Origin of the sequence: Dysgonomonas massiliensis, from assembly GCF_900240225.1 — a bacterium.
Taxonomy (GTDB): Bacteria; Bacteroidota; Bacteroidia; order Bacteroidales; family Dysgonomonadaceae; genus Dysgonomonas; species Dysgonomonas massiliensis.
In genome coordinates this window covers 161,035-173,497 of sequence record NZ_OEPV01000009.1, presented here as the reverse complement: position 1 = coordinate 173,497, position 12,463 = coordinate 161,035, and the positions used below count along the sequence as shown (strand labels likewise).

Annotated in this window: 10 protein-coding genes; 8 read left to right on the top strand and 2 right to left on the bottom strand. The window is 38.1% G+C overall.

Annotation, left to right across the window (positions count from 1 at the left end):
- Positions 1 to 176: 176 nt before the first annotated feature.
- A complete protein-coding gene (locus tag C1A06_RS10850; protein ID WP_145996386.1) occupies positions 177 to 2,540 on the bottom strand; it encodes a hypothetical protein in 2,364 nt (787 codons plus the stop codon).
- Between the two features lie 417 nt (positions 2,541 to 2,957).
- On the opposite strand from C1A06_RS10850, the gene C1A06_RS10845 reads away from it, so the two are divergent.
- The 8 genes from C1A06_RS10845 to C1A06_RS10800 all read left to right on the top strand — a co-directional run bounded on the left by C1A06_RS10845 (position 2,958) and on the right by C1A06_RS10800 (position 11,394).
- Positions 2,958 to 3,527, top strand: a complete 570-nt coding sequence (locus C1A06_RS10845; RefSeq protein ID WP_101690278.1) for an NfeD family protein — start codon at positions 2,958 to 2,960, stop codon at positions 3,525 to 3,527.
- Between the two features lie 102 nt (positions 3,528 to 3,629).
- On the top strand, positions 3,630 to 5,189 hold the full coding sequence (locus C1A06_RS10840; protein WP_185116839.1) for a flotillin family protein: 1,560 nt from the start codon (positions 3,630 to 3,632) through the stop codon (positions 5,187 to 5,189).
- A gap of 171 nt (positions 5,190 to 5,360) precedes the next feature.
- Positions 5,361 to 7,208: a 4-hydroxy-3-methylbut-2-en-1-yl diphosphate synthase gene (locus C1A06_RS10835; protein ID WP_101690277.1), complete on the top strand. Its 1,848-nt coding sequence runs from the start codon at positions 5,361 to 5,363 to the stop codon at positions 7,206 to 7,208.
- Between the two features lie 12 nt (positions 7,209 to 7,220).
- Entirely contained in the window at positions 7,221 to 8,261 is a 1,041-nt protein-coding gene (locus C1A06_RS10830; RefSeq protein ID WP_101690276.1) for an agmatine deiminase family protein, read from the top strand.
- 13 nt (positions 8,262 to 8,274) lie between these two features.
- Positions 8,275 to 9,150, top strand: coding sequence for a carbon-nitrogen hydrolase (locus C1A06_RS10825; protein WP_101690275.1), 876 nt, complete (start codon positions 8,275 to 8,277; stop codon positions 9,148 to 9,150).
- Positions 9,150 to 9,887: a hypothetical protein gene (locus tag C1A06_RS10820; RefSeq protein WP_101690274.1), complete on the top strand. Its 738-nt coding sequence runs from the start codon at positions 9,150 to 9,152 to the stop codon at positions 9,885 to 9,887. The genes C1A06_RS10825 and C1A06_RS10820 overlap by 1 nt, the downstream gene beginning before the upstream one ends.
- A gap of 251 nt (positions 9,888 to 10,138) precedes the next feature.
- Positions 10,139 to 10,342, top strand: a complete 204-nt coding sequence (locus tag C1A06_RS10815) for a hypothetical protein (protein WP_101690273.1) — start codon at positions 10,139 to 10,141, stop codon at positions 10,340 to 10,342.
- Positions 10,343 to 10,929: 587 nt separating this feature from the next.
- On the top strand, positions 10,930 to 11,394 hold the full coding sequence (locus C1A06_RS10800; protein WP_101690271.1) for a hypothetical protein: 465 nt from the start codon (positions 10,930 to 10,932) through the stop codon (positions 11,392 to 11,394).
- A 197-nt stretch (positions 11,395 to 11,591) separates the two neighbouring features.
- On the opposite strand, the gene pdxY is transcribed toward C1A06_RS10800, so the two are convergent.
- Complete coding sequence (gene pdxY, locus C1A06_RS10795) at positions 11,592 to 12,428, bottom strand: pyridoxal kinase (protein WP_101690270.1); 837 nt, start codon at positions 12,426 to 12,428, stop codon at positions 11,592 to 11,594.
- Between the last annotated feature and the right edge of the window lie 35 nt (positions 12,429 to 12,463).

The window sequence follows — 12,463 nt, the reverse complement described above, 5'->3', positions numbered from 1 at the left end:
TTCATTTAATCTTTCTTGTTTTTGATATGTATGGCTACAAATGTAATGCTTTTTAATTATAAACAAATAAAAAATACAATTATTTTAAATTTTAATTTATCAAAATAGCTTCCAACAGCTTCAAATACACCACGAAAACCATCTTCTGCACAGCATTTCTAGCATTAATCTAACATTTAATTGCCAGCACTTACATTTTGATTATCTATATCAGATTCAGCACCGTCTTCACTATTCTCATCGTCAGACTTCACTTCTTCATCCAACTGAGTTTTAATATACTTCTCAACAATACCATCCAGTCTAGATTGTAAACTGTATTTCAACACCAACATTTTTGTCTCCGAATCCAGATTTGTACGATAAACTTTCGCATGATCTTGCTCACATGCACGCATCAGATGATCAATAGCCATTCTGTCATTATTCATACGGAATAGAACTATCGCCATCAAATAGTCATTTTCGGCATTTTGATCTAACTGTTTGAGAAGCTCGTACGCATCAGTATTTCGTCCAAGACAAGTCAGAACCAATGCTGTATTGTAATCCGAGAATTGCTCCAATAATTCGTACGACCTGGTGTACTGTCTATCTTCCAGAAGGCGCAATCCTTCGGCATAATCTTTCTTAGCCTGCTCAATTGCAACCTGATATTGATCTTCGTTGTAACGATGCATATTGAAAACAGCCTCTACTTTACGAAGTTTTGGATAGATATGATCTCTCATTTTCTGATAATCATTCTTAAATGCATATCTTACCTCAACCTCAGCAGCATCTTTATTTTTATTGTTTTTCAATTTATCCAATATTGCCTCTTTATTATCAAACAGATCATCGCTACGCTCAATTAATACCAACGCAGTATTAATATCTTCGCCAATGTTTCGTGTCTTAATAATCTTCGATAACTCTGGATTCATTCTCGAAATATAACCTCTTACATCTTCCAGTCTACTAGCACTCAGACGCTCATTTGCTGAAGCCATTCCATCCAGTGACGTAGAGCCTATAAGAGTTATATCGTCAACCGTAAACCCATTTTTTTTAGACCTTTCATATAGATCTAAGAATTTCTTCATTTCAGCTCTGTTGATCGTATAATTGATATTGAATCTAACATCGTTAGCAGGATATTCGAAGTACATTGTTGTAGAATCGCTGGCATAACGAGAAACAATATTCTTTTTACCTATCAAAGTTGTATCCATCAATTGCGAAAGCGATGATACGACATAAGTTATGGTATCAGCTGCAGATGTACGATATGTACTACGATCAATCGCCTGAACCTGAGACTGCAATGTAACACGCACATTCTTAAGCCCCTCGACTACCTGATAAGCATGGCGATAATGTAACAAGAAATCTTCTTTTCCTTCAACAATAGAATCTAAATAGACTCTTTGAGGATCATCGTAAGGATAGCGAACCATTGTTTTGAATATATCATGACGACGATTAATAGCCGATTCATTCATGGCTATTTCGTCGAAATAATATCTGTTATCCGATATTTTACGAATATCGCTTTCTGTCACATACTTGTTTACAATATCCTTTGCGGCAATTCCATCTCGAAATGTTTGGCGATAGCGCCTCGGAACAACTTTTTCGGTCATTACTTCCTGTTTCCACAAACTAGGGAAACCTTCAGTTACTTTCTCGTATTTTTTACGATACTCATCACTCAAACCTAGAGATATCTTGGTTCCTCTTTCATCGGGATGAGTTTCGAGTAAAGTTTTCAACGCATATTCATTATATTTTTTGAAATTGTAGCCCATTCGTTTGGCATAATAAAACGCGTCCTGATCTTCTCTATCGAATTTCCATTTTTCGAAATTCACTCTTTTACTCCATGCGTTGTAGTACTGATCGAAATAATGTGTCTGCTGTTTTTTTACATCTCTAGCAACACTCTTCTTATCTAAGAAATATTTATCGTATTCGGGTTTACTTACTAGTGTTCCCAAAAATTTACGATATTCGGCATAGCTTTCTTTTTGCTTCTTGGCAAACTCCTGACCCTTCACAATCACACGTTTAAGGGATACGAGAGAGTCGTTGTGAATGAGAATAGGATCAACAACTACTCGCCAATCTGTCGAAATAAGTTCTTTTGGAACAACTATAAGAAAGTCTGTATTAATATATCCTTCTCGCTCGGGAGCAAATCGGTATTTAGCCTTTACCTCTACCGATCTCAGTCTATGCACACCTTTAGTTAAGTCAACCATATCTGTTTCTCCCGTAATAGGAGTATTTATCACCGAGTCCATTTTATAGTATTCACCTCCGCGATCTTCATTCGTATAGACCACAATTTCCGAAGCGATTACCGATCCTGTAATAGAATCGACAAACCAACCTTCGGTAGGCAGTTCCACATTCACTCGCTGAGATTGTCTAAATAATGGTTTAACTATCAGTTCTTTGTTTGAAGAACAAGATATGATTATAAAGCTTGTTATTATGAATAAAGATGCAAAGAAAATAGATGCGCCCAAACGCTTTCTTCTAAAAAAATCCCTCATGCTCTCTTGCTTGTTTATAGATACAGTTTTGTAGTTCTAAATTATTGTTTACAGGTAGTTTAAAACCCGATTTAGTAGTTGTGTAAGTTATTTACTATCGATTATTCGAAATAGTCTTATCTTTCTTAAAGTTAATTAACGCATTAGGGGTCAAAGATAATACTTTTCTAAAAAACAAAGCCTTTTATCCGCACAAAATATGTTTCGTAGAAACAATTATAGCACAACTACACTTTTTCGACACCCTAAGATCAGTAAATACAAAAGTTTTATATTATATTAGCACTAGCTATGATGAAGGCTATAGATACACATCATGTTGTCATACTACAACGCTAAAAACCTTCTAAAAGCTAGATTTATCCAAGGAAAGAATACAACAATTTTCGAAATATCATTATAAAGCAAGCGAGTATTATGAAAGAATTTTTCTCAACTATGGAACCAATACAACAAATGTATTGGTACATTGCTTTAGGCGTTAGCGTCATCTTTATTATCCAAACAATCATGACTTTTGTAGGAGCAGACTCCGACACTGGTGTAGATGCAGATTTCGACGGAAATCTGGATGGAGTAGATGCACCATTCCAGCTTTTCTCGCTAAGAAATCTTATCAACTTTCTATTGGGATTCGGTTGGACCGGAGCGTGCCTCTACAATGCCTTCGACTCTAAAATAGTAGTAGGAATCATAGCCACTGTAGTAGGACTGATCTTTGTCGGAATATTTTTCGTTGTATTCAGAGCATTGATGAAACTTGCAGAAGATAACTCATTCAAGATAGAAGAAACTATCGGTAAAACAGGTGACGTATATACTAAAATACTAGGTGAAGCCAAAGGTAAAGGTAAAATCTTTATTAGTGTACGTGGCACGACACATGAGCTGAATGCTATAACTCATAATAAAGAAAATATAGAAGCAGGATCGATGGTCAAAGTCATTTCAGTCGACAACGGAATACTAACAGTTACTCCGGTCTAAAACAGTGCAAATTAATATTTATATAACAATCAAATCAACTTCAAAATGCAATTAGGAAATGTAATATTATTTCTTTCTGATTTTATGTCTGAAGGTGGCATCATGCCAGTAGTCATAGTTCTGGCTGTAGTCATAGCGGTAACGTTTTTGGCTTTATCATCCAGATATAAAAGATGTCCTTCAGACAAAATACTGGTTGTCTATGGTAAAACCGGGGGCACATCAGCCAAATGTATACACGGTGGTGGTGCTTTCATCATTCCGGTTATTCAAGATTTCGCTTACCTTGACCTGAAGCCAATATCAATTGAGGCAAATTTGACAAGTGCCCTGAGTAAACAAAACATTCGTGTTGACGTACCTTGTCGATTTACAATTGCTATTTCGACCGAAAAGGAAAACATGAACAATGCAGCAGAACGTTTGCTGGGACTAACAACCGGTCAAATTCAGGAACTGGCAAAAGATATTCTTTTCGGACAGCTACGTCTTGTTATTGCAACGATGATGATCGAAGAGATCAACTCGGATCGCGATAAATTCCTAGACAACATCTCTAAAAACGTTGACACAGAACTTCGAAAAATAGGTCTTAAACTGATCAACGTCAACGTAACCGATATCAACGACGAATCGGGATATATCGAAGCATTGGGAAAAGAAGCTGCCGCCAAAGCAATCAACGAAGCAAAAGTTAGTGTTGCCGAGCAAGAAAAAATGGGAGAAACAGGTAAAGCTGTTGCAGACCGCGAACGTGATGTAAAAATTGCAGAAACGAACCGTGACCGTGACGTAAAAATTGCCATCACCCAAAAAGACAAAGAGGTAAGCATCGCCGGAGCCATGAGAGACGAATCGATCGGTAAAGCAGAAGCTGAAAGAGACACCCGTGTCAAAACTGCCGAAGCAAATGCAATTGCCGTTCAAGGAGAGAATGAAGCTAAAATTACAATTGCAGGATCGGATGCTGCAAGACGTGAAAAAGAAGCCGAAGCTGCCCGTCTAGCTGTTGCAGCCGAAAAAGTTCAACAAGCAAAAGCTTTGGAAGAAGCTTATGTCGCTGAACAAAAAGCCGAACTTGCACGTGCCGAAAGAGAACGCTCGACACAAGTTGCAAACGTTGTAGTTCCTGCCGAAATCGAAAAACAAAGAATCGTTATTGAGGCGCAAGCTGCTGCGGAACGTATCCGCGAACAAGCCAAAGGAGAAGCAGATGCTATCTTTGCGAAGATGGATGCAGAAGCACGAGGTCTATACGAAATATTGACAAAACAAGCAGAAGGTTACAAAGATGTTGTTCAAGCTGCTCAAGGCGACACAACAGCTGCTTATCAATTATTGTTGATTGAAAAACTTCCAGAGCTTGTCAAAACTCAGGTTGAGGCAATCAAAAATATCAAAATTGACAAAATTACCGTTTGGGATTCTCCGAATAGTTCTTCAGCTAATGGGAATACGACGACTGCAAATTTTGTTTCAGGCCTCATGAAATCTGTTCCTCCATTGAATGATTTATTCAATATGGCTGGTATGAATCTGCCTTCATTCCTGAAAGGTGATGACATGAAAAGCGATGATGTGACTATTCCTTTAGCTCCTTCCGAAACAGAAACCAAGAAAGAAGCTGCGGAAACACAAGCTACTGAAGATACGAAAGAATAAGACATTGTTCATTCAAGCAAAGGCGGATTAGTACTTAATCCGCCTTTTTCGTTCGCAACACATTGATTCTTAAAGCTTATTAAATATAAATAATAACTATAAGCCATTAAAAAAATAATCATATAAAAATCTATATCTTTGTCTCTCAATCGTGATAAAATCGTCAAAGAAATGAGCTACTTCAATTATAAAAGACGTCAATCGTCTGTTACAAACATTGGTAATTGCCCTCTTGGAGGCAGCAATCCTATACGTATACAATCGATGACAAGTACAAATACGAATGATACCGAGGCTAGTGCCGAACAAGCTATTCGCATCATTCAAGCCGGAGGCGACTATGTTCGCCTAACTGCACAAGGTGTTCGCGAGGCCGAAAATCTTCGCAATATACGTGCTTACATCCGCGAAAAAGGATATACAACTCCTCTAGTAGCAGATATACATTTCAATCCTCAGGCAGCTTTGGCCGCTGCTGCAAACGTAGAAAAAGTACGTATCAACCCCGGCAACTTTGTTGATCGTGCAAAAACTTTCGCTACTTTCGAATATACAGATGAAGAGTATGCACAGGAAATAGAAAAAATCCGTGAGAAGTTGCTTCCGCTGATCAAAATCTGTAAAGAAAATAAAACAGCTATCCGTATCGGAGTCAATCACGGATCACTATCCGACCGCATCATGAGTCGCTATGGCGATACTCCCGAAGGAATGGTAGAATCGTGCATGGAATTCCTGCATATTTTTGTCGCAAACAACTTTACAGACATAGTCATTTCGATGAAGACTTCCAACACCATCGTGATGACTCAAAGTGTCCGCATGCTTGTCGAAAGGATGAACAAAGAAGGCTTAAACTTCCCGCTTCATCTTGGAGTAACCGAAGCCGGAGACGGAGAAGATGGTCGTATCAAATCAGCTGCCGGAATCGGAGCGCTTCTAGCTGATGGACTTGGAGATACTATTCGCGTTTCGTTGAGCGAAGATCCGGAATTTGAAATTCCAGTTGCAAAAAAACTGGTTAATTATATAAAAGAGCGTGAAGGTCATGCCGAAATTAAGGCAACATTGAATACCGATTTCAATTTACTTTCACCAGACAAACGTCAGACTTATTCAATAGCCAATATAGGAGGAGATAATCTTCCGGTTGTTATTTCCGATCGTTCGAAAGGTAATTTCGAGTTTGATCCTCATTTTCTACCCGACTATATTTATGTTGGCAGCTCGTTACCGGAAAATGCTCCGCGATCGATCAATATTATCATAGATGCAAAAGCATGGACTAACGAAAAGAATCTGTACCCAATATTCAACGCTTCGAATTATAACGAAATAGCCTCGAACGAAGCTGATTTGAAATTCTTACAGATATCTTACCCTGAATTAACAGAAGATGTACTTTCTACATTGAAAGAAAGAAAAGATATCGTCCTACTAGCTACAACCAATCACATCAATGGTGTCGGAGAACAGCGTGCAATCATTCATACGCTGATGAATAATAACTGCCAAACACCAGTGGTTCTTGTACGAAATTACGACGAGAATCTCGACGAAGACATACAAATCAAAGCTGCAGCCGACTTTGGAGCTCTATTCCTTGATGGATTTGGTAATGGCATCATGCTAAGCAATGAAGGTGCAATTCCTCAACGAAGCTTAGATAAATACATGTTTGGTATTCTGCAAGCAGTTCGTGCCCGCACAAGTAAAACCGAATATATTTCATGTCCTAGTTGCGGACGAACACTATTCGACCTTCAATCAACTGTTGCACGCGTTAAATCTGCAACATCACACTTGAAACACCTGAAAATCGGTGTAATGGGCTGTATTGTAAATGGTCCGGGCGAAATGGCTGATGCCGATTATGGATACGTAGGAGCTTCGGTCGGAAGAATTTCTCTTTACAAGAAAAAAGAAGTAATCGAGAAAAATATCCCTTCGGATGAAGCTGTCAACAAATTAGTAGAACTCATCAAAGCAAATGGAGACTGGGTAGAACCAGAACTATGATTTCGGAGAACTATGAAAGATAAAATATATTTTCCTGCCGAATGGCATTCGCAAAGCGCAATTCAACTAACATGGCCACATTCCAATTCCGATTGGGATTATATGTTGGAAGAAGTTACTGTTTGCTTTGTCAATCTGGCAACAGCAATCCTCAACTATCAGAATCTACTGATAGTATGCAACAACAAGGTATTAGTAAGATCATTGCTGGAAAGCAATGGAGCTAAGACCGAACGCTTACGTCTGATCGAGATTCCAAGCAACGATACTTGGGCACGCGATCACGGAGCTATATCTGTTTTCAAAAATGGCAACAAAGTCGTTTACGACTTTACTTTCAATGGCTGGGGCCTGAAATTTGCTTCGGACAAAGACAACCAGATAAACAGAGCATTGTATGCAGCCAACAGCTTCGAAGATGATGTCATCTACGAGTCGAAGAAAAACTTCGTACTTGAAGGTGGAGGTATCGAGTCGGATGGAAAAGGTACACTTCTGACTACATCTGAATGTCTATTATCACCTAATCGCAACTCGTACATGAGCAAAGAACAAATCGAAGAATATCTGAAAGATATCTTTGGGATGAATCGTGTTCTTTGGCTCGATTATGGATATCTGGCCGGAGACGATACCGACAGTCACATCGATACTCTGGCTCGTTTTTGCGACGAACAGACAATAGCTTATGTGAAATGCGATGACGAACGCGACGAGCATTACGAAGCTCTGGACGCAATGGAAAAGCAGTTAAAAAGCTTTGTCGACAACGATGGAAATCCATACAAGTTGATTGCCCTGCCTATGGCAAAAGAAGTACACGACGAGGACGGAGAACGTCTACCTGCGACTTATGCAAATTTTCTTATCTTGAACGGAGCGATATTGATGCCATTCTACAACGACAAAGAAACAGATGAACTTGCTAGCCGCCAATTGCAGTTGGCTTTTCCTAACCACGAAGTGGTAGGTGTAGAATGTTCTGCACTAATATGTCAACACGGATCATTGCATTGCGTAACAATGCAATATCCTGAAGGTTTTATCAAATAAAAGAATTCTAAATATGAAAGTAGCATTAATCCAACAGGCCAATACTCCTGACATAAAAGACAATATAGAAAGACTAAAAGACAAAATACGCGAGGCTGCATCACAAGGTGCTCAACTTGTTGTTTTGCAGGAACTACACAACTCGCTTTACTTCTGTCAGATTGAAAGTACCGATACTTTCGACTTGGCAGAAACAATACCAGGTCCTTCGACAGACGAATTCGGAGCTCTAGCTAAAGAGTTAGGTGTAGTTATTGTTCTTTCACTGTTCGAGCGTCGCGCTCCGGGATTGTATCACAACACGGCTGTTGTATTGGAAAAAGACGGAACAATTGCAGGTAAGTATCGCAAGATGCATATTCCTGATGATCCGGCTTACTATGAGAAATTCTACTTCACTCCTGGTGATCTTGGATTCAAGCCAATCGAAACATCACTTGGTAAATTAGGCGTACTAGTATGTTGGGATCAATGGTATCCCGAGGCTGCACGTCTGATGGCAATGGCAGGTGCAGATTTACTGATTTATCCTACTGCTATCGGCTGGGAATCTACAGATACAGATGCAGAAAAAGCTCGTCAACTAGGAGCATGGGTAATTTCTCAACGTGGACATGCCGTAGCAAACGGTCTTCATGTAGTCTCGGTAAATAGAACAGGCTATGAACCTGATCCATCGAGACAAACTAATGGCATTACGTTCTGGGGAAACAGTTTTGTAGCCGGACCTCAAGGAGAACTCCTATACGAAGCATCAAACGATAAAGAAGAAATAAAAATCGTAGAACTTGACATGAAACGTTCAGAGCAAGTTCGCCGTTGGTGGCCATTCTTCCGCGACAGACGGATTGATGCATTCAGCGATTTGACAAAACGCTTTATCGATTAATGAAACAATGGTTCGTTATATTATTCTCCATTCTTCTTACCTCATGTTTCTCTGCAGCTAAAGAAAAAGAAGAGAACAAAGAAGAAGAATCAGCCACAAGAATACTCGAAGTAGCTGAAGAAAAAACTTATGACGAACTGAAAGAAGAAACACTATCGCGCCGCGAAGAATATCTGAAGGCATACAAAAGCTTTTCGAACAACAAGGCAAAACAAGACAGCATACTGGCTGACGCTGAAAAGTATTTACTTGATCAGGCAGCCAGTTATTTTATTTCGTGGCATGGTACACCTTGGGATTTTAACGGACATACCGAAGTACCCAGATCAGGACAGATAGCCTGCGGATTTTTCGTTACAACTACTCTGCGCGACATGGGTTTTCGTATTCCACGCATCAGATGGGCACAACAACATGCCGATTATGTAATCTACAAGCTTACGAATGACATCAAACGATTCAAGAATGTGCCGATAGAAGATATCGAAGACTATATCGAAAACAAAGGTGAAGGATTATATATTGTGGGATTAGACAGCCATGTAGGCTACATATTCTATCATCGGGGATGGATGCGCTTTGTTCATAGCAATTATTATCTGCCCAAAATAGGAGTAATGTCGGAAGATATTGACAGCAACAACCCACTCAACCGATCTATCATAAAGGTAATAGGAAAAATATTTGAGCCCGAAATGGTTCGGAACTGGATATTCAACACAGCCTATTCGGAATAATCTTCCTATCTTAAAGGGGTTTATCCACTTAAAGGCTAAGAGCCCGTTTAATCTTCATTAAATTGTTTTAAAATAGATTGGCTATCAGTTACTCAAGTTGTACTCCATTCGTAAATTTATGGATATAAGAACTTAGATTCACCACCTGTCAAATTTATCCAACCGGCCTAACCGATAACTAGTGGCGATATATAGAAAAAACTTTATTATTCGAAAAGCGCAAGCAAAACATGATTTAAAAGAGATATTTAATGGCATTTTCAACATTGATAAAAGAAGCTAAAGCAGAATACAAAGAAGCATCAAAGATTGTTAATGGTGAAATATTTAAGACTGGTACCGCTACTATTTTTGATTTTTTTAGTGGTGTTGTTGCTGGGCAGGCAAATGAAGAAATAATGAAAGATAAAACTCAAGATAATACTCCTTATCCAATTGATCCAAGAAATAAATAAGAAACTCTATATAGAGCCATTCATATTTTTATTTATTATAATTTCTTACAACAATGATGTTCTCTAAAATAAATTTTAAAAAAACTATTTCTTGGACGATAATTATTATATTATGGTTTTTTATAGCCTATTTACTTATCGGGGGCTCCTTGAAGCAGAGATCTTTAAAAATGCACAAAAAGGAAACCATCGCTGTGATTTATGAATTCATATCAATTAGATATACAGATTATTTTAGGTATGAATTTGTTATTGATAGTAAACTATATAAAGGTAGTGGATATCATTATAAAAATATTGACAAAGTATCCGTTGGGGACTCTATCTGTATTGTTTATGACAAAACCAATCCTAATAATAACAAATCATGCCGTGACTTCCATTAACTTAGAATAAGTACCGAATAAGGTTCTTTAATTTCTTAGCTATTATTACTATATCTGAAACATTTAGAGAGGACCTTTGCTTGGTTTGACAATGACAGAAGGCTATGTAGAAACTATGAAGTATCTTGATCCTGCCAAACAAATGGTCAAAATATCGGCAATAAAATTATTACTCAACAAAATTTAAACAGGCTCTCAGTTATGAAGAAAACATTCCTACTCATATTTTTATGCAGTATATCTTTTGCTTGCAGTGAAAAGCGGAAGACTGACAAAGCCAATGATGAAAATAAGGTAGAAACTATAACACCAACTACCCAACCTCACCTCAAGGAAAACCCCAAATACCACAACAATGAAAACCCAAATAACTCGCTTATAGTATCACCTGACCTTAACTCTATCTTTCCAAAAAATGAAGACGAATTAGAAGAATGGAAAAGAAAGGTATATGAAGAAGGCAACAGTGAATATTTCGATAAGCTTATCCTTTGTAATACGTACAATAAGACACTTCGCAAAGAAGGATATAAGGGTTATAATATCTCTGACGACCAAATGAGATATTTTGCTTATATAATGGTAGAAAAGCAATCCCCCCAAGCCCTAAAAAAGAAAATTATAAATATTTATATATTAAATATACAGAGTTTAGCGATTCTCTAATACAGGAAGATATAAAAACAGCAATAAAATACGCATACGATTTACTTCGGCACGATACAATTAATAGCTTAATAAAAATGCAAGCCCGCGAATTTATTGACAAGCATGAGAATAAATATATTTTGAAAACTAAGTAAGCTTATTCACTTGAGAAGAGATGACTGGGCTTAAACTCGAACACTCATGCCGTAATTCTATTACAACTCGTACAGTTTAGCTGCTAGCAAGCAAGAAGCATTCATTTCCTCCAAGCCCTTATCTTCCATATAGTGAAGGATATCACTAATTTTTGCCGAAGCCACTCTCACTGCATCTACGGCATCAGTTCCCTTGGCTAATTGAGTACTGAACAAAGCCGTAAACAGATCACCCGTTCCCACGGTATCGATACTTGCTTTCGAAGTCTTGATACGTTCTACCCTATTATCATCAATCAAGATTGTTTCAATAGTCGCATCCTCCGTATCAACCAGATGACAACTAGTTGCAACAACAGTTTTTCCTTTCAATAACGGAGTATTTTTCACTGCAGCAATCAAATCTTCGAGCGTTGCTATCTCACGACCAGTAATATATTGAAGCTCAAAAAAGTTCGGAGTCATATAACTACATAGCGGCAATAATGATGAGATCATTTTAGCAGCTACATTCTCAGGAATATAAAGACCTGTATCAATATCACCCATAACTGGATCACAGACATAAGTTTTATTGGGATAGCTGGATTTGATTTGCTTCACAAAATCGGCAATCGAATCAACCAATTCCTCGGTACGGATATAACCGCTAGTAACACAAGCGGTAGAATCTAAAACATCGATCTCTTTAATCCCTTGCACTAAATCATCAAACAGATCTTTCGATATTGCCGTACCATGCATAGGCTGATGGCCCGAATGTGCCGATAACAATACTGTAGGAAATACGATTGTGTCAAGTCCTTGCATCTGTATTGCCAATTCGGCTACATTGCTACCCACGTAGCCATACACCAATCGGCTCTGTATCGAAATAATTTTATCTGTTTTTTTCATCTACTATCCTTTATAATGCGAACAAAGATAGTTTT

Coding starts and splice junctions, on each gene's coding strand:
- C1A06_RS10820 (WP_101690274.1), top strand. CDS start 9,150: ATGAAACAATGGTTCGTTATATTATTCTCCATTCTTCTTACCTCATGT.
- C1A06_RS10830 (WP_101690276.1), top strand. CDS start 7,221: ATGAAAGATAAAATATATTTTCCTGCCGAATGGCATTCGCAAAGCGCA.
- pdxY (WP_101690270.1), bottom strand. CDS start 12,428: ATGAAAAAAACAGATAAAATTATTTCGATACAGAGCCGATTGGTGTAT.
- C1A06_RS10825 (WP_101690275.1), top strand. CDS start 8,275: ATGAAAGTAGCATTAATCCAACAGGCCAATACTCCTGACATAAAAGAC.
- C1A06_RS10815 (WP_101690273.1), top strand. CDS start 10,139: ATGGCATTTTCAACATTGATAAAAGAAGCTAAAGCAGAATACAAAGAA.
- C1A06_RS10800 (WP_101690271.1), top strand. CDS start 10,930: ATGAAGAAAACATTCCTACTCATATTTTTATGCAGTATATCTTTTGCT.
- C1A06_RS10840 (WP_185116839.1), top strand. CDS start 3,630: ATGCCAGTAGTCATAGTTCTGGCTGTAGTCATAGCGGTAACGTTTTTG.
- C1A06_RS10835 (WP_101690277.1), top strand. CDS start 5,361: ATGAGCTACTTCAATTATAAAAGACGTCAATCGTCTGTTACAAACATT.
- C1A06_RS10845 (WP_101690278.1), top strand. CDS start 2,958: ATGAAAGAATTTTTCTCAACTATGGAACCAATACAACAAATGTATTGG.
- C1A06_RS10850 (WP_145996386.1), bottom strand. CDS start 2,540: ATGAGGGATTTTTTTAGAAGAAAGCGTTTGGGCGCATCTATTTTCTTT.